17 protein-coding genes and 1 pseudogene are annotated in these 17,706 nt (G+C 67.8%); 12 read left to right on the top strand and 6 right to left on the bottom strand.

Going from position 1 to position 17,706, the window contains the following annotated elements; genetic code table 11:
* Positions 1–284 precede the first annotated feature (284 nt).
* Together AB0J95_RS38360 and AB0J95_RS38365 are read right to left on the bottom strand one after the other, a co-directional pair.
* The gene (locus AB0J95_RS38360; RefSeq protein ID WP_364769510.1) at positions 285–482 is read right to left on the bottom strand and encodes a hypothetical protein; all 198 of its coding nucleotides are present in this window, start codon (positions 480–482) and stop codon (positions 285–287) included.
* Between the two features lie 285 nt (positions 483–767).
* Complete coding sequence (locus AB0J95_RS38365) at positions 768–1,727, bottom strand: hypothetical protein (RefSeq protein ID WP_364769512.1); 960 nt, start codon at positions 1,725–1,727, stop codon at positions 768–770.
* A gap of 171 nt (positions 1,728–1,898) precedes the next feature.
* On the opposite strand from AB0J95_RS38365, the pseudogene AB0J95_RS38370 reads away from it, so the two are divergent.
* The 8 genes and pseudogenes from AB0J95_RS38370 to AB0J95_RS38405 all read left to right on the top strand — a co-directional run.
* A pseudogene (locus tag AB0J95_RS38370) lies at positions 1,899–2,060 on the top strand (IS5/IS1182 family transposase); the annotation flags it as partial.
* A gap of 82 nt (positions 2,061–2,142) precedes the next feature.
* The gene (locus tag AB0J95_RS38375) at positions 2,143–2,868 is read left to right on the top strand and encodes a transposase (protein WP_364769514.1); all 726 of its coding nucleotides are present in this window, start codon (positions 2,143–2,145) and stop codon (positions 2,866–2,868) included.
* A gap of 107 nt (positions 2,869–2,975) precedes the next feature.
* A complete protein-coding gene (locus AB0J95_RS38380; RefSeq protein ID WP_364769516.1) occupies positions 2,976–3,518 on the top strand; it encodes a transposase in 543 nt (180 codons plus the stop codon).
* 130 nt (positions 3,519–3,648) lie between these two features.
* The gene (locus AB0J95_RS38385) at positions 3,649–4,977 is read left to right on the top strand and encodes an erythromycin esterase family protein (protein ID WP_364769518.1); all 1,329 of its coding nucleotides are present in this window, start codon (positions 3,649–3,651) and stop codon (positions 4,975–4,977) included.
* A 103-nt stretch (positions 4,978–5,080) separates the two neighbouring features.
* Positions 5,081–5,272 carry a hypothetical protein gene (locus AB0J95_RS38390; RefSeq protein WP_364769520.1) on the top strand — a complete coding sequence of 64 codons (192 nt, stop codon included), beginning with the start codon at positions 5,081–5,083 and terminating at the stop codon, positions 5,270–5,272.
* 333 nt (positions 5,273–5,605) lie between these two features.
* A complete protein-coding gene (locus AB0J95_RS38395) occupies positions 5,606–5,932 on the top strand; it encodes a hypothetical protein (protein WP_364769522.1) in 327 nt (108 codons plus the stop codon).
* Positions 5,933–6,057: 125 nt separating this feature from the next.
* Complete coding sequence (locus AB0J95_RS38400; protein ID WP_364769524.1) at positions 6,058–7,818, top strand: ATP-binding protein; 1,761 nt, start codon at positions 6,058–6,060, stop codon at positions 7,816–7,818.
* Positions 7,815–8,465, top strand: a complete 651-nt coding sequence (locus AB0J95_RS38405; protein WP_364769526.1) for a response regulator transcription factor — start codon at positions 7,815–7,817, stop codon at positions 8,463–8,465. The genes AB0J95_RS38400 and AB0J95_RS38405 overlap by 4 nt, the downstream gene beginning before the upstream one ends.
* A 7-nt stretch (positions 8,466–8,472) precedes the next feature.
* On the opposite strand, the gene AB0J95_RS38410 is transcribed toward AB0J95_RS38405, so the two are convergent.
* Positions 8,473–8,706 (bottom strand): hypothetical protein, encoded by a 234-nt coding sequence (locus AB0J95_RS38410; protein WP_364769528.1) that lies wholly within the window; start codon positions 8,704–8,706, stop codon positions 8,473–8,475.
* A gap of 10 nt (positions 8,707–8,716) precedes the next feature.
* Positions 8,717–9,697: a GTPase gene (locus AB0J95_RS38415; protein ID WP_364769530.1), complete on the bottom strand. Its 981-nt coding sequence runs from the start codon at positions 9,695–9,697 to the stop codon at positions 8,717–8,719.
* A 150-nt stretch (positions 9,698–9,847) separates the two neighbouring features.
* On the opposite strand from AB0J95_RS38415, the gene AB0J95_RS38420 reads away from it, so the two are divergent.
* From AB0J95_RS38420 to AB0J95_RS38430, 3 genes are all read left to right on the top strand, one after another.
* Positions 9,848–10,243, top strand: a complete 396-nt coding sequence (locus AB0J95_RS38420) for a response regulator transcription factor (RefSeq protein WP_364769532.1) — start codon at positions 9,848–9,850, stop codon at positions 10,241–10,243.
* Between the two features lie 93 nt (positions 10,244–10,336).
* On the top strand, positions 10,337–11,026 hold the full coding sequence (locus tag AB0J95_RS38425) for a response regulator transcription factor (RefSeq protein WP_364769534.1): 690 nt from the start codon (positions 10,337–10,339) through the stop codon (positions 11,024–11,026).
* Positions 11,023–12,399, top strand: a complete 1,377-nt coding sequence (locus tag AB0J95_RS38430) for a HAMP domain-containing sensor histidine kinase (RefSeq protein WP_364769536.1) — start codon at positions 11,023–11,025, stop codon at positions 12,397–12,399. Before AB0J95_RS38425 ends, AB0J95_RS38430 begins: the two co-directional genes overlap by 4 nt.
* Here AB0J95_RS38430 and AB0J95_RS38435 read toward each other — a convergent pair.
* Both AB0J95_RS38435 and AB0J95_RS38440 read right to left on the bottom strand, forming a co-directional pair.
* Positions 12,377–13,957, bottom strand: a complete 1,581-nt coding sequence (locus AB0J95_RS38435) for a hypothetical protein (protein WP_364769538.1) — start codon at positions 13,955–13,957, stop codon at positions 12,377–12,379. The genes AB0J95_RS38430 and AB0J95_RS38435 overlap by 23 nt on opposite strands.
* A 404-nt stretch (positions 13,958–14,361) precedes the next feature.
* Positions 14,362–16,170 (bottom strand): GAF domain-containing protein, encoded by a 1,809-nt coding sequence (locus tag AB0J95_RS38440; RefSeq protein WP_364769540.1) that lies wholly within the window; start codon positions 16,168–16,170, stop codon positions 14,362–14,364.
* Between the two features lie 138 nt (positions 16,171–16,308).
* On the opposite strand from AB0J95_RS38440, the gene AB0J95_RS38445 reads away from it, so the two are divergent.
* On the top strand, positions 16,309–17,676 hold the full coding sequence (locus AB0J95_RS38445; protein ID WP_364769542.1) for an MFS transporter: 1,368 nt from the start codon (positions 16,309–16,311) through the stop codon (positions 17,674–17,676).
* The last annotated feature ends 30 nt before the right edge of the window (positions 17,677–17,706 follow it).

Below are 17,706 nucleotides of genomic sequence, written 5' to 3' on the forward strand. Positions count from 1 at the left end.
CCTGACAGGCCTGCCCGGTTCGGGCGGCCGCCCCGGTTGACCGACGCCGAACTGGTCACCCTGGCGGTAACCCAAGCGATGCCGGGTATCCACCGGAGGCCCGATGGTCGCGGTTCGCGCCACGCCACCTGCCCGGCGCGTTGTCCTGTCCGCCCGGGCAGCACGACGATGAAGTTCCCGGCGGGCACGTGGTGTTCATCGCACAAGATCGCCGGATGCACCCCGAGTGTGTCAGTCAGGATCTTCCCGCCGGAGCCATGAGCCCAGCCGTTGGCAAGTCCTGATCACAACAACTGGTCGAAGGAAATGTAGCCACGACCGAACGGCGACTTGCCGCCGAGCTCGGCAGCGAACGGAAAATGCATGACGTTGCGGTAGAACTCCAGCTTGTCACGGTCACCGGCGACGGTCATGGCCGTGTTCGGACCGTTTTTACGAACGTCGTCTATCATTGTGGAAGTACCAGGCGGGGCGGTGCTCACCGCTACGAATGAACGTTTTCTGGTAGCGCCGAGCGCCCAGCCGTCCGTAGTCGGAGATCCCCGACAGCGGTTCGATCTCACGCACAGCCTCTTGGGCCTCTGCCACGGTGGTCATCCAGAGCTCCCTCCCCTATACGCGGCAGGCCTGCGGAAGCCCACAGCGATCGAGCTGTGACCGAAGACCAGGAGCGTCGAATGAGCCGCACATCGGGGTCAGCACTGAGAATCGACACCGAGAAACGGTGGCACTCACCTAGTAGGGCAGCCGCACTTAAGGCTCGCTTCTTACTGCAGGCCGGCCGCTCGGCGCGCCTCGGCGAACTCTTTGGTCGGGTCGCCGAAGAACGACCATGGCTGCAGAGCAGCCCGTGGCCCGCTCAGTTCCAGGTGTGAGCGCAGCCGGACCGAATCTGACGCGTGTGCATAGTAGGCGGCGAAGGTCTGGTGCGCTGTCATCGCCCACGGGTGTTCCCGGAAGGCTCCGTCGCCGCTGAGGATCCTGTCCGAAGCTGTGTCTACTTCAGACTTGACGGCAGGTCTCTTGAAGTATCCGTTTCGATAGAAATCCCGGATCCGGACGACGATGTTCGCCTTCAGCATAGTGTCCAGCCAACCTTCGAGCCTGCCGTGCGGGATCAGTGCGAGCAAGGGGTGGCCGTCGGGCAGTGCTGATGTCCGCTCCCGGGCGAAGGCAACCAGCCGGTCTGTACTGCCGTGCCATCTCCCGGATTGCGCGGACAGCCAGGACACGGTGCCGGCATAGAGGTCCGGCGACCGCTCGGCCATCCTGCGATGGAAATCGTCCACGTTCGACACTTCCCGCGCCACGACATGGATGGCGCTGATGTGCTGGCTCCACGGAACACCGTCGTCCGGTGCGAGCCTGCCCGCCGTGGCCAAGGCGTCCATGGCGCAGGCAGCGAGAAAGAACAGGCGACCACGGTCCTCGTCCGAAGCGCGCTTCGCGACGGCCCGGCGCCGGACAGCCCAGGCTGCCGACCGCAGGGCGCTGCCTTTCAGCAGTTGCGCGGAACTGTCACGTTCACGTTCGTCGGCGAATGCGCTGATCGTTTCGTGCAACTCCTTACCCACGTCGCCGAGGACGTCGGCGCGCAGGTCCCGCCGGTCTGGGTCGTGTGTCGACCGCAGTAGTTCATACGCGGGACGCACCTCGCCACCGACCAACGCGGCGGCGGCCTGCTCAAGGTCGTCGTCCCGCCATGCAAGGTTGACGCCCGCGGGCAATGCTGTCATGCGCCTGGATGCTAGCCAAACACGTGAAGGTCCACTTCCTGTTTTCCGCGGGCGGAAGGAGACCGACGAGACGGGCTGCCCGGTCCTATGACACCTTGAAGATCGCCTTGCCAGAACCCGCCGAAGCGCGCCGAGGCCGGAGCCCTGCTCGACGCCGCGACGGGCGTGCATCGGTGGGCGGTCGAGCAAAGCTTCGCGCTGCTGCACTGGTTCCGGCGTCTGCGTGTCCGCTGGGAGATCCGCAACGTCATCCATAAGGCGTTCCTCAGCCTTGCCTGCGGCATCATCTGCTGGCGCCGCCTACGGAACCTCGCACTTTGTTAGGACCTTTTAGCTGATCATGGCTGGTGAGGGGCGGTATGGGGCCCGGTGATCATGTGGGCAGCCGCCTCAAGATCATCAGGTTGTGACACAAGAGAACCGTGAGGCGGCTGCGGCTGTCATCGTAGAGAGTGGGCTGGCGGTGTCGAATCTGGTCGACCTGCACGGCCGGTTACGGCCGTGTTTTGCCCGGGTGCAACCGTTTGAGCAGGCCAGGAAGTACATCACCGGGTTGATCAGTGACCTGCCCCCCAAGAACGGATGGACCATCGCTGAGCACGCCGGTGATAGCACGCCGGATCGCACCCAGCGGCTGCTCAACCACGCGGTGTGGGATCACGACCGGGTTGCGGGTGTGGTGCGCTGGTATGTGGCCGAGCAGTTGCGCGGCCAGGAGTTGCGGGGGGCGGCGCTGGATGAGTCCGGCCAGGAGAAACAGGGCGAACGCACGGCGGGGGTCAAACGGCAGTACATGGGTTGCGCGGGCCGGATCGCCAACGGCGTGAACACCGTCTATTGCTCGTATGCCACCACCGGCGGGCACGCGCTGGTCGGTGCCCGGATCTATCTGCCCGAAGACCAGCTTGCCGATGCGGGCCGCCGGGACGCGGCCGGCATCCCCGAGGATGTGACGTTTCGGACCAAACCCCAACTGGCCCAAGACATTCTCACCGACATGATCGCTGATGACACCATGCCGCCCTGGGTCGCGGGTGACGAAGTCTATGGCCGCTCCGGCCCCTTTACGGAAGTTCTTGCAGGACAACGAGATCGGGTATGTGGTCCGGCTCGGGTGCGCCTTCCAGGCTGAACTGGCACCCGGCCGGCGGATGCGCGCCGACGCGGCCGTGGCCACCCACCTGACCAGCCGCACGCATCAGCGGCGATGGCAGATCTGCTCGGTGACCGGCTCCAAAGGTGAGCGCGCCTACGCCTGGGCTGGCTGACCACCACAGCCCCCGACACTTCCTACTGATCCGCAAACACCTGCACACCAGCGAACTGGTCTTCCACTATGCCTACCTGCCACCCGGACAGCCGGTCACGCTGATGACCCTGGTCCGGGTCGCCTGCCTGCGCTGGCCGGTCGAGGAGGACTTCGAGTTCGGCAAAGACCACTTCGGACTCGACCACTCCCAGGTCCGCCTGCACACCGCCCTGGCCCGGCACATCGTGCTCACCCTGGCCGCACTCGCCATCTGCGCCATCACCGCCGCACAGGCCAGAACCCGCGCACCCGCACCGATCCTGCCCACCACCCCCAACGCCCAGCCGCCCGAGGATCCCGGCCTGATCGCCATGACCGTCGCCGAGATCAAACGCCTGTTCAACCTCGTCACCCGCCACCTACATGCCGAAACCCACCACCTGCACTGGATCTGGTGGCGACGACGCCACCAAGCCCGCGCCCGCTGGTTCCACCACCGCACCCGGCTCCGCCGCCACACGGCCACTACATGACGACCTCGAAGTGCGGCTGCCCCACTAGTCACAACTGGCCTCCAGTCATCGTCAACCCGAGGTTGACGATGACTGGGTCGTCAACCTAAGGTTGACGGTGATCGTGCCGACCGTTCGTGAGGGGAACCCTGTGGGTGTCAGTGAACCGAGTGTTGACCAGGCTGTCGCGGAGTGGTTGCGGGACAATACCAATCGGCTGCGCACGCTCGATCCCGCGGACGAGGACTTCAGCGATCTGGAGCCGCTTCGCGAGATCGTCGGCGACGCCCGGGTCGTGTGTATCGGCGAAAGCACTCACCGGGTGCACGAGTTCTACCAGATCAGGCACCGCGTGACCCGTTTCCTGGTCACGCGGCTGGGGTTCGGCGGTTTCGTGATGGAATCCGGCTTTCCCGAGGGCCTGGCGGTCAACGAGTGGGTGCTCGGCGGCGGCGGGGATCTCAATGCGTTGCTGCACAACGGGATCAACTACCACATGGGTAAGTGCGCGGAGATGCGTGAGCAGCTCGAATGGATGCGGGCTTACAACGCCTCGAGTGATCGCGAAGTCCGGTTCTACGGGATGGATGTGCCGGACTCCTCGGCGAGTGCGGTGCCGTCGGTCAGGGCGGTGTTGTCCCTTTTGGACGATGTGGATCCCGCCTATGCGAAGGTGGTTCGCACGTCGCTGTTGCCTTTGTTCGACTACCTTCCCACCGATCGGTCCGGACGTGCGTGGGCGGCGCCGGCGCTGCAGGCCTACATGGGGTTGGAGGCCACGGTCCGCCACCGGCTCACCGCGCTGATCGCTGACCTGGTGGAACGACTCCAGGCCATGCGGATCGTCTACTCCGGACTCGCGGATGCCGATCGCGTCGACCGGATCTTCCGTTGTGCGGCCACCGGCCGGCACATGGACGCGTTCCTGTCGGCCATGGCCGCCGGCGCGAGCCGGACCTATCCGGGTGCCAACATCCGCGACGCGGCGATGGCCGAGAACGTCGAGTGGATCCTGCGGCGCGAGGACCGGATCGTCATCGGGGCCGCCAACGGCCACGTGCAGCGATGGCCGTTCTGGGCTCCCCCGATCGTCAACGACAAGCTGACCATGGTCGGCGAGCACCTCGCCGCGTCCCTCGGCGACCAGCTGGTCGTCATCGCCACGTGTTTCGGCGGCGGCGAACTGATGCTGCACCGGCCCATCCCGGACGGCCCGCCCGGCCACACCGAGTTGTTCGTGCAGGATGCCGGCCCCTTCAGCCAGGACACCCTCGACGGCCTGCTCTCGACCGCGGGAGTGCCGTTGCACCTGCTCGACCTGCGCGGCATCCCCGACACGGGCCCAGTGGCCGACCGCTTCGCGCGGACGACCTCGATGATGAACGGCGGGCAACCCCAGCCCATCGATCCGCGCGCCGCGTTCGACGCCGTCGTGTACATCGACACCGTCACGCCGTGGCACAGGTTTCCCACGGCGTGACGGAGTCTGCTGACGCTGGGACTGGTCGGCGCACCAGATGTTGCAGCATTGCCAGACACCGTTGTACGCCACGCAGACGCGCATCGGACGGTGCCAGTTGTTCATGGTCGGCGTACGCCAGTACTGGTCGGTGTTCGCTTCGCAGTACTCCCAGTTGTGGATCTCGTCGCTGCGCCACCACTTCTTGGTCGTGTCCAGCTTGTCGGAGTCGGTGGCCCGGTCGATCGAAATGAAGTCACCCCTGCTGGGATTGTCGACAGCGCGCTCGCTCGCACAGGCCATTGGACATGAGTAATTCCAATGATTCCGTGCTGCGGTTGCGGATCTGGCAGGGTGGGCGGTTCACCGCGACTCTGTCGTCGGCGGCCGCGGAGCGTTGTGCGGCGGTAGTCGGTGATGGCAGCCGCCAGGTGGTCACGAAGACGGCACCGCGACGGTCACGTCCACCCAACGGCAGGACGACGGCTCCGTCAAACGGGACAGCAAGGATGTGGACAAGGACGGCAACGAGATCCCTGGCAGTGGCACCAGCACCCAGCTGCCACCGGCCGATGGGTGGGACTAGCCGGGCGGCGACGAGTCGCTGCAGCCCTGGCGCCTGCTGGCCGGCGAGCTGCTTGGCCTGGTCATGATCGAGGAACCGTTGGGAGACCTCGGCAACGGCATCGCCGGGCAGATCGCCGACCTCGGCTTCGGTGCGCTCGACGGGACGAAAGATCGGGCCGCCACCTTACCTGCCGAGATCGCCGCGCTGGGCCGGGAGGGCGCCGAGGCGCAGGCCGGTCCGCCGGTGTTCGACGTGCAGATCGACGCGGCGACCGCGGCGACGGTGAACTCCGGCCTTGGCGACCTGAGCAGCCCGGAGGCGGTCACGACGTTCCTCACCCAGTTCGTGCGCGCCACCAGTGAGCTGGCTCCGGCCACCAGGTTGCTGCAAGGCCTCGGCGGTGTCTGACGAAAGCCCTGCTGCGGCGGGACCCCGAAGCAGCGGCGTTAGGCCATTGGGGGGCAACAATGAGGTCTGCAAGAGTTAGTGGCTTGGACCCGTAACGCCGCTGCGTGCCGATCCGAGTTCCTGGTGTGACTGCCCAGCACCTCGATGGGGGCGGCGCCGCAGTCCGCGTGCCCGTGCAAGGCCGGCCGCCCATCCGAGTCGTCGCGTCACTCGCGGCAGCAGGTGCTGTGTTCGGCGCGGCCGTGCTCATGGCGAGCGCGTCCGGGCGGCACGAGACATCGACCACGACGTTGTTCTCCGGCATGGTCGGTGGGCTCTACCTCACGGCCGGGGTGATCGCGTCCGTGCGTCAGCCCGCCAACAGAGTCGGTTTGCTGATGGTGTTGGTGGGCATCGCCTGGTTCGCCGAGGACATGCAGGTCTCGATCGACCCGGTGACGCACACAGCCGGGTTGTTCGTCCGCTCGGCGTCCACGGCCCTGTTGGTGCACTTGGTGTTGGCGTTTCCCAGTGGGCAGCTGCGGTCGCGAGTGGATCGGGTGCTGGTGACGATCGCGTATGTGACCGTGTTCGGCCTGATCCCGCTGAGCACACCGTTTTTCCGGACCTACACGAAGAACCTGTTGCTGATCCGGTACGAGGAATGGTTGCCCGGCTCGGTCAACGTCGTCCAGGTGGCGGTCGCCACAGCGGTGGTAGCCGTCTTGCTGGTCCGCTGGATCACCTCGACGCGGCCCGCACGTCGTGTGCTGGCACCGGTTTTCGTCACCGGCCTGCTCGGCGCGGTCGAATCCGTGGTGGGTCCCGTGCTGGGCGAAGGCGTCCCGTGGGCGCACGAGGTGCTGAGCGACATCGGCCACCTGGCCGTTCTCCTGCTGCCGCTGGCGTTCCTGGCCGGTGTGTGGCGGGTTCGGCTGGGCCGCACGACGGTCGCCGACCTGCTGGTCCGGCTGCCCCGAGCCTCGCCGACCGAACTGCAGGACCTGCTGGCCACGGCGCTCGGCGACCCGTCGCTGCGAGTCGGCTACTACCGTGCCGACCACGCCGACTATGTCGACCGCGAAGGCCGGCCGTTGGTGATCCCGTCCTACCAGGCTGTGACTGTCGTCGAACGAGATGGGCGGCGAGTCGCCGCGTTGGTGCACGACCCCGCGCTGCGCGACGACCGGCACGTGCTGGAGGCCGTCACCTCCGCTGCCGCATTGGAGCTGGACAACCAACGCCTGGCCGCTGAGGTCCGGGCCCAGCTGGTCGAGGTGCGGGCGTCGCGGGCCCGTATCGTCGCGGCAGGCGATGATCAGCGCCGCCGGGTGGAACGCGACCTGCACGATGGGGCACAACAGCAACTCGTCACCGTGGCGTTGCTCCTAAGGCTGGCACAGCAACAACTCGACAGCTCGCCGGACCGCGATGCCAAGCTGGCCGACTATCTCCGGCGCAGCGCGGCCGGGCTGGAGGACGCACTGCGCGAGCTGCGCGAACTGGCCCGGGGCATCCATCCGGCGGTCCTCAGCGAGGCCGGCCTGCTCGCGGCTCTGCGCGCGCTCGCCGCGCGGTCACCACGGCCGATCGAACTGCGCGAGGTCCCGTTGCCTGCGCTGCCCGCACCTGTCGAGGCGACCGCGTACTTCGTCGCCGCCGAGGCGGTGACCAACGCGCTCAAGTACGCGTCCGCCCGGACCATCCGCATCGAGGTCCGGCACGACAAGGACGAACTGCACCTCGAAGTCACCGACGACGGCGTCGGCGGCGCGGACCTGACCCGCGGAACCGGACTGCTTGGCTTGCGGGACAGGGCATCGGCTCTCGACGGCGAGCTGGTTGTCCGCAGCAGCACCGGCGCCGGAACGTCTGTCCACGTAGTACTGCCACTGGAGCCCGCATGACGCTACGAGTCGTACTCGCCGATGACACCTTGCTGTTCCGGGCGGCGCTGGCGGAACTGCTGGGCAGCAACGGATGCGAGATCGTCGGCCAGGCCGGTGACGGCGACCGGCTGCGCGCCTTGGTCGCCGAGACCCGTCCGGACCTGGCCGTCGTCGACATCAGGATGCCGCCGGGCCACCACCTGGAGGGCCTGCGGGCGGCCACCGACATCCGGCGCACCCATCCGGAGGTCGGTGTTCTGCTGCTGTCGCAGTACCTGGAAGCGACCCACCTCGCGGACTTGGTCGGCAGCGTCGCCCGTGGGGTCGGTTACCTGCTCAAGGACCGAGCCTCCGGTCCGGATTTCCTCGACGCGGTCAAGCAAATCGCCGCGGGTGGGTGCGCGTTCGATCCCGATGTCGTCACCGCCATGCTCAACCGCCCGAGCCGGCGCGACCGTCTCGACACGTTGACCCCGCGCGAGCGGGAGGTGCTTTCCCTGATGGCCCAAGGCCTGTCCAACGCGGCCATCACCACCAGGCTGTACCTGACCACCAGGACGGTCGAGACCCATATCCGCAACATCTTCCAGCGCCTGGAGCTGCCGGCCGAGTTGGAACACCACCGCCGCGTGCTGGCGGTGCTCGCCTATCTCAGGTCCAACTGACCGGTGGTCAGCGCGAGAACAGGTTCGAGAAGAAGTTCCACACCGCGTCCACCCCGCGGCCGACGACTTCGCCGACGATGTCGCCGAAGATCACGCCGACCGCCGACCGGACGATGCGGTACAGCCAGCTCCTGCTTCGCGCCTGGATCGCGTTCTGGATGTCGCCATAGTAACGCCGGTCCATCTCGGCCTGCCGGCGGACCGCGGCGTCGAGTTCGGCTTGTGTGTAGTAGCGAGGCACTCCGGATCCCCTAGAGTTTCTGGTCGACCATGTCGAATACGGACTTTCCGAGCCGCCGGTCGAAGACGATCATGTTGCAGAACTCGCGCGCGGCCCCCAGCGAGACCTCGTTGAGCTGCTGGCCCGAGGTGAACTGCTGGAACCGGGCGATCGCGCCCCCGCCCAGCTTGTTGACGATGACGAGCAACAGCTGGGCGAGGTTGAACCTGAACAGCGACGAACACGAGATGACGCGGTGGTTGTCGTACAGGCGCTCGAACACGTCCGCGTGCCGCGGGTAGCGGGCGGACAGCTCGCTCGCCGCCTCCCGCGTGAGGATCCCGCGGTGGGTGACGACGTACTGGTCGGCCGTCATCGAGGGCTCGTCGACCTCGAACGTGCCGTCGTGGAACGTCGTCGACTCGATCAGGTCGGCATGCGGCCGGATGAACGACTCCTGGAAGTACATCTCCTTGCGCGCCAGCAACTCGACCATCTCACCGACCGGTGCGAAGACGCCGCGATCGCCGGACTTGGCGAAGATCCACGGTGGCGGCGTCAGCAGATCGACCTTGGTGAGCACGAACGTCAGCTTGCTCATCAACGCGACCCGGGAAGCCGGGTCGTCGCCGAGGATCCGGTCGAGGGCCTGCTGGTCGTAGGCGACCGAACGGCTGTCGGCGTGAATCGCCCACACGACCACATCCGACTCGAGCAGCTTGACGCGATACTGCTCGACGTACGACTCGTCGACGTCGCCGGCCTCACCGATGCCGGGAAGATCGTAGAACCACAGTTCGCTCTTCCCGGCTCCGGAGACCACAACGCGTTGCACTTCTTTGGTGCATGGGCGCACCGGGTCGGTCCTGAGCTCGGTGCCGAAGAGGGCGTTGATCAACGAGGACTTGCCCGTTCCCGTCGTCCCCATGACCGACACGACGAAGGGCTTCGTCCGCTCGGCCTCCACCACGCCCCGGACAATGCCGTCGACTTCCCGCATTCTGGCGTCCACGTATCTCTTCTCCCCACGTCTTCTGCGGTTCACCGGCAATGGTTCGCGATCACGGCCGCGGGCACATCGGTGCGGGCACCTGTTCGCGGCCGGGCCGGCCTCAGGGCTGGCACTGATGCGCGGCCACCGCCGCGCGATCACGATCAGGTCGTGCGCAGCGTGCTGATCGTGGACGACAACGCCACCTTCAGGGCGGCCGCGCGCGGTGTCCTGGAGGCAGGCGGCTTCCGCGTCGTGGCCGAGGCAGACTCCGGTGCCGCGGCCGTCGAGGCCGCGGTGCGCACCCAGCCCGACGTGGTGCTCCTCGACATCGGCCTGCCGGACATGGACGGGTTCAGGACCTGCCGGCAGGTGCTGACGGCCGTGCCCACCACGATGGTCGTGCTGTGTTCGGTCCGGGATGCCGAAGAGTACGGCGACGCCGTCTCCCGGTCGTCCGCCGCCGGGTTCCTGCCCAAGGCCGCACTGTCGGGTTCCGCCCTGTCCCGGATCATCACCGCGGCGACCAACGATTCCCGCCCCGGACATCCACCAGGCCAGGGCTAGCGCACGCGGGCAGCAGTTCGACAGTTGTGTGACGGTTCGTCTACTGGACTGTACGGCGGGCCGGGGATCGCTGGATCTGGATATCGTGGGGGTGTGTCCGTTGTTTTGCTGATCGAGGATGACGAGGCGCTGGCGGAGGCGTTGTCGTTCGCGCTGCGGGGGCTCGGCCATCAGGTTCGCCATGCGGGTACGGGGGAACGGGCCTTGGGGGTGTTGTTCGGCGAAGGCGCTGAGGTGGATGTGGTGCTGCTGGACGTCATGCTGCCGGGGATCGACGGGTTCGAGGTGTGCCGCCGGATCCGGGTCAAGAGCATGGTGCCGGTGATCCTGCTGACCGCACGCGGCGACCCGGTGGATGTGGTGGTGGGCCTCGAGTGCGGTGCCGACGACTACGTGGTCAAACCCACCGAGCCGCGCATCCTCGACGCCCGAATGAAAGCGATCCTGCGCCGGTCGGTGCCGGTCCCCACGCCGTGCGATCCGGTGCTGCGGGTGGGTGATCTCGACATCGACGGCGAGGCCATGACGGTGCGCCGCGAAGGTGTGGAGCTGAGCCTGACCGCCACCGAACTGCGGCTGCTGCTCGAGTTCGCGGCCCATCCCGGGCAGGTGCTGAGCCGTCAGGTTCTGCTCAAACGGGTCTGGGACTACGGGTATGTGGGCGACTCCCGGATCGTCGACGCCGCGGTGGCGCGGCTGCGGGCCAAGGTGGAACCGGACCCGGCCAACCCGGCGCTGCTGCGCACGGTCCGCGGCATGGGATACCGCCTGGTGAAGCCATGAGGCGGCTGGGGCTGCGGGCCCGGATCATCGCGGCCGTGGTGCTGGTGACCCTGACCGCGACCGTCGCCATGGCGTTCACCGCGTATCTGTTGCAGGAGAACAAGACCAAGGAACGGTTCGCCCGCGCGGCCACGGCGGAGTTCGACACCGACATCCACCAGGCCACCGAGAAGGCGTGGCCGCAGTCCTCCCCGGTGCAGTTGAACGCCATGAGCACGTACATGGGCAACGAGGCCGGGACCACCTGGTCGGTGCTCAACCTCGAACGCGTGGTGGAACTCAAGGCGCGGTCCACGGACCACAAGATCGTGGTCGGTGGCCCGACCCCGGGCCTGTTGCTGGGGACCCGGGTCACGGCCATCCCGGTCTCGGTGCTCGACCAGCCGCAGACCCGGCGGGAACAGGAGATGGGCTCCTGGTACGTGATCAGCCAGCAGGTCGGTTCCACCTCGGTGCTGCTCGTCAAGTTCTACGACCTGCAGCCGATGCGGGACGACCTGTCCACCCTGCGCTGGCAGCTGGCGTTCGTGGCGACTGTGGTCGCCCTGCTCGGTGTCGGGGCCGCCCTGCTCGCCGCCGGCCGGATCCACCGCCCCGTGCGGCACGCCGCGGCGGCGGCCCAGTCGGTCGGCGACGGCCGGTTCGACGTCCGCCTGCCGGTGCGGGGACGCGACGAGCTGGCCAACCTCGCGGACTCGTTCAACGCGATGGCAGGCCGGCTGCAGGCCAAGGACGAGCAGCAGCGCCGGTTCGTCTCGGACGTGGCCCATGATCTGCGGACTCCGGTGGCCTCCGTGGTGGCCGCCGCGGACAGCCTCCAGGACGACGACCCGGCGGTCCGCGCCCGTTCGGCGGAACTCATCGGCACGCAGTCGCGGCGGCTGGCCAGGCTCGTGGAGGACCTGCTGGAGATGTCCCGGTTCGACGCGGGTGTGCTCGTCCTGGAACCCGAACCGGTGGACCTGCCCGCGATGGTGGCTGACGCGGTCGAACTGACCGCTCCGGACGCCCACGTGACCGTGTCGGCCGAAGGCGACACGGTCATCGAGGGCGACCCGCGCCGGTTGCACACGGTCGTCTGCAACCTGCTGGCCAACGCCGTCCATCACGGCGCCGAACCGGTCTGTGTCACGATCGACGGCACCCAGCCGGACAAGGTGACCATCTCCGTGGCCGACTCCGGCCCGGGGATCCCGGCCGAGGTGCACCCGATCCTGTTCGACCGGTTCACCCGCGGCGACCGGGCCCGCCGCCCCTCCGAGGGCAGCGGGCTGGGCCTGGCGATCGCGCGGGAGAACGTGCGGCTGCACGGCGGGCGGATCGAAGCGTCCACCGAGGACGGTGCGGTGCTCACGGTGACGTTGCCCCGTTGACCTGTCCTGCCCGCAGCGTCTCCCCGCAGGAGCGGCGCGGCAGCTCCCCGATCCGCCGGTCGATCTCGGGAACGGCCTTGGCCGCGTAACGCCGTGCCCGCTGCAGCCGGGCGAGATCGGGCACGGCGTCCTTGCGGACCCAGTCGCTGGCCTGGTCGTGCCGGTAGATCTCGTAGTAGTCCCGTTCGATCCGGGGATCGAGGGCCACACCGGTGCCGCCGTTCCACACCCCGTGCGAGACAATGAAAGTCGGCCGCGCCACGTCGAAAACGTAGTCACGCAGACCGGCCATGTCGTCGTCCCTGGTGTACTCCGCGATCCTGGTGTCAGCGAGCCCGGCCATGTCCACGATCGAGAGCCTGGTGGTCATCGCGAGCCCGCCGAGGTCCGGTGCGAGCACGGACGCGTTGCCCAGACCGAGGGTGTCCGCGTACTGGTTGACCATCCGGCCATAGCGTTCGGCCACCAGACACATCGGAAACGTTGGCTTGTCGTGGAACTCCTTGGCCGAGCCGACGAATCCCGTGCCCGCGGCGACTATGGCGATGATGACCGGGACCGCCGCGATGTATCTCAGCCGCATCACCACTTTCCCGGCCGCGATCACGCCGATCAACGCCGACAACGCCCAGATCGGGGTGGCGAAACGGTGTTGGGCCATCCAGTCCGGTTCGAGTGCCGCGTAGGCCAGGACCGCGAGCGTCCAGGGCACGGCGAGCGCCACGAACCCACCGTTGAACCACCCCGGCCGGACGGCCGCCATGACCAGGAGAGCCACCAAGACGACCGCTGCCGGGATGCCGACGTACATGATCACGGGCCCCAGCCGCATCAAGTCGCTCGGCAGCGGAAACCCCTGATGCTTGGCCACCGCGGTGTTCGGCACGAGAATCCCGAACGTCGCCAGGCGCCACACGAGATATCCGCCGAATGGCACGGCGAACGCGAGAAAGGACAGCGCGGCGAACCGAACTCCCTTGCGCAGGCACAGGACCAGGACCAGCGGGTAGGCCAGGAGGTAGATCAGCCCGTCGGGTCTGGTCAGCGCGGCGACCGCGGCCACTCCCCCGGCCAGCACGGCGACTTTGGCGGTGTCCAACCGGTTGTCGAGCGCCGCGTGGAACAACACCCCGGCGAGCGCGACCACCGCGAGCGCGAACAACGAGTTCTCCAGGCCGGAGAAACACCAGATCACAAAGGACGGAATGGCCGCCAGCACGCAGCCGACCGCCCCCGTGACCGCAGCCGGACGACGGGAAACCCGGCGGGCCACCGTGAAGCACACCGCCAGCAGCCCGGCACAACACAAGGCGGCCAACGCCTTCGGAAACAAGATGTAGTCCGGTATCCCGAACAACGTACCGCGGTCGAACACCCCGAAGAACCGCCCGATCACCAGCAAAAGCAACCACGCGGGGTTGGAGAACCCTTCCACGGCAACGGCGCCGGGATGCACCACCGGCCCCAGCCCCTCCGCGATGTTTCGTGCGTAGGCAAAGGTGATCGCCGCGTCGTCGACGATCCAGCTGCCGTACAGACTGGCGTGCCAGACCAGCAACCCCGTCCCCGCAACGACAGCGAGCGCTCCCGCCCGCCAAGGCCGACTTGTTTCCGTTGGTATCGCTGGAGAATCACCCAGTGCGATCGATGGCATGCCGCCAAGCTACGAACGGCTGATGCGCCTCCCGTGCCAGCGTGGCGACAGTCGGTCAACAGTCCCGCACGAATGTGACAGCCCCGCAGCCCGCGGCCAGGCATCGGGGAGTTGCCGGGCTCCTGCCCGAACCGGCCGACGTCGAGGTGGTTCGATCGGTACGGCGGAGGGCGCTTGGGCCACTCCCCGGTCGCACGGCCCGGTTCGAGGTGGAGGGCGCCGACCTGGCTCCGGCAACCGGGCAGAGGCTTGACCTCGACCAGACCGTCCACTTTGGACCAACTCCGACCAGTCACCCAGCCGGTGTCTCAGGACGGCGCCGTCGCGATCGCCCTGAGTTGGTGCAGCCGAAGGCCGAGTTGCAACTCCAGGTCGTCGTTCTCGTGCCGCCAGTCGATGCCGAGCACGGTTGCGGCCCGGTCCAGGCGCTTGAGCAGGGTGTTGACGTGGAGGTGCAGCGCTCGGGCGGTTGCCGCGACGTTGGCGCGATGCAGGTAGTAGGCGCTGAGGGTGGCCACGAGGTCGGTGCTGCGCCGTTGGTCGTAGTCGAGCAGCGGGCCTATCGCACCGGAGATGAACCGGTCGAGCTCGCGGACCCGTTCGGTGTCGAAGATCATGGCGTAGAGGGCGTACCGGCCCGTTGTGGCGCCGATGTCGGTGTGGCCGATCGCCCGCATCACCGCGCCACAGCGGCTGCTCAGCGAGAAGGCGCGGGACCAGTCGTGGTTGACCGCGCGTTCCGCCACAACGATGACCGGGGCGCCCAGCGTGCGGCGCAGTCTACTGTGGACTTCCTGGACGGTCTGGGTGTCGTCGGCGCTGTGCAGGATCATCGTTGCCCTGCCTAGGTGTTCCCCGGCCAGGCCGGAGCGGTCCCGGGCGATGTCGTGCAGGTGCCGCACGAGATCCGTGGAGGACGAGGTGGCACAGTCCGCCACCAGGACCAGGTTCAGGCGGTCGGCGTCGATGTTGCGGGCCCGGGTCCGGGCGCGCTGGGCCGGGCTGATCCCGGGGCTGCCGAGCATCAGCTCGGTCAGCAGCTCCCCGCTCAGGCGCTCGCTGGCCTCGGCGACGGCCCGCTCCTTGAGGATCAGCAAGCCCAGGATGTGCGTGGCCCGCTCGACCGTTCGCAGGTCCATCTCGTCCGGGGACCCGGACCGGCTCCACGCCAGTGCGCCGAGATAACTGTCGCCCGCCTGGATCGAGGCGACACTGCGGGTGACTCCGTCGGTTTCGACCGAGGTCGTGCACCGGCCTGAGCGGTGTGCGTTCTCAACGGCCTCGGCCAAGTCGGCCTCCGGCGGAGTCCGGCACGGACCCGACACCGAGTCCCGGTGGACGACAGTGCCACCAGCCCGGTCGAGAAGGGTGACGCTGCCGCCCAGCTGATCGGCGAGAAGCTGCGCCACATCACCAGGTGTCCCGCCCCGCAACACAACACCGGTCAGGGCCTCATGGATCGCTTGTGCTCGTTCCACGACGGCCACGTGGTCCTCGATCTTGCGGTACGCGACCCGCAGCTCCTGCAAGGCGGTCTGGCTCGCCTCGTACAGGTGGGCGTTGTCGAGGGCGACCGCGGCGTGATCGGCGAACGCGCTCAGCAGCGCGATCTCGTCGGCCTGGAACGATCGCTCGGACCGGTCGGCGGCGAACAGCGCGCCCACCACTTCGCCCCGGATGACCAGTGGCACACCGAGAAGGGCGACGAGCGCCTCGGTGACGACCAGGCGGTCGAAGTTCGGATCGTGCTCGATCACCGTCGATGCCGCGTAGTTGCGCACCCAGTGCGGGCTCCGGGAGGCCAGCACCTTGCCGCCGAGCCCCACGTTGGCCGGGATGCACGCGGTGAGGAACGACGGCGAGATCGTGCCCTCCGACGCCCTGGCCGACAGTTTGCCGTCCGGGCCGACCAGCGAGAGGTAGGTGAAGTCGGTGCCGATCAGGTCGTGGGCGTGCTGGACGATCGACTGCAGCACCTCGTCGAGCTCGCCCAGGGCGGTGAGCGACTTGGCGGTCGCGTACAACGACGCCAGTTCGCGCTGGCGGCGCACGAGTGCGCGCGAGTCCGCCTCGCCGTCGGAGTCACCGGCCGCGGTGCCGTCCATCCTCAGCGCCATCCCTCCTCAGCACCTGGGTGGGTGAAACACCCACCGAACCGGTGTGAGACGTGTGTGATGCGTACCTCAGCCACAGCCTAACCGCGTCCTAACATGACCGTCATCACTTTGCCTGTGCTACCGACAAAGGCGGCATGTATGGGAACCCCGGTCACCCAGCCCGGAGAACAGTCCGGCTTGTCCACGCCCCGGCGCCGGGCCTACCGCAAGCTGCTGGCCGCGGGGCTCATCGGCAGCTCGATCGAGTGGTACGACTTCTTCCTCTACGGCACCGCCGCCGCACTGGTGTTCCCCAAGGTGTTCTTCCCGCACTCGTCGGCGCTGACCGGGACCCTCCTTGCCTTCAGCACCTTCTGGGCCGGCTTCGTGGCGCGGCCGATCGGCGGGGTGCTCGCCGGGCACTTCGGTGACAAGTACGGGCGCAAACCGGTCGTCGTCGCCTGCCTGGCGCTGATGGGGGCCGCGACCTTCCTGATCGGCTGCCTGCCCAGCGCGTCCGCCATCGGCGCGCTCGCCCCGGCGCTGCTGGTCGCATTGCGCTTCCTGCAAGGGATCGCGGCCGGTGGTCAGTGGGGCGGGATCGTGCTGCTGCTCACCGAGTCCACCGGCCCCAAGCGGCGCGGCTTCGCCGGTACCTTCGGGCAGACCAGCGTCCCGGTCGCCGTGATCATCTCCAACCTGATCTTCGTGGCCGCCAGCGGGGTGATGCCCAACGACGCCTTCCTCAGCTGGGGCTGGCGGATCCCCTTCCTGGTCAGCGTCGTGATGTTCGCGGTGGTCGTCTACATCCAGGCCAAAGTGGAGGACACGCCGGAGTTCCGCGAGCTGCAGCAGGAGGCCTCGCAGACCGCGGTTGTCCGGGCTCCGTTGGCCCAGGTCATCCGCGCCAAGTGGGCGACCATCCTGCTCGGCTGCGGGCTGCTGTCGGCCACCAACAGCCTTTTCTACGTCAGCATCTCCGGACTGCTGAGCTACGGCACCGGTACCCTCGGCCTCGCGCGCAACTCCCTGCTCGCGGTGGTGCTGGGCGCTTCCGTGGCGATGCTCGTGGTGCTGCCCTGGTCCGGCCACATCTCGGACAAGGTGGGCCGCCGTCCGCTGATCCTGATCGGCGGCCTGGGTGTCGCGGTGTGGGCCTTCCCCTACTTCGGGCTCGTCGGCACCGCGTCGCTGCCGCTGATCTTCGTCGCGGTGACCGTGGGGTTCGTCTTCCAGTGCCTGACCTACGGCCCGATCGCGAGCTTCCTCGGCGAACTGTTCGCACCCAACGTCCGTTACTCGGGCGCGTCACTGGCCTACCAGCTCTCCGCGATCATCGTCAGCGGTGGCACACCGTTCCTCATGACAGCACTCATCGCGAACACGGGGAGCACCGCGCCGGTCGCGGCCTACATCACCGCGATGGGCCTGATCACCTTTGCCAGCGCGTGGTTCCTGCCCGAGACCAACACCGCCGAGATCCGCCGGGACCCACATGCCATCCCAGGCACTCACCTTTACGGCTGACGGAAACGCTTGCGAGACCGGGAAAGAGGC

This window comes from Actinocrispum sp. NPDC049592, assembly GCF_040675465.1.
In the GTDB taxonomy this organism is placed as follows: domain Bacteria; phylum Actinomycetota; class Actinomycetes; order Mycobacteriales; family Pseudonocardiaceae; genus Kibdelosporangium.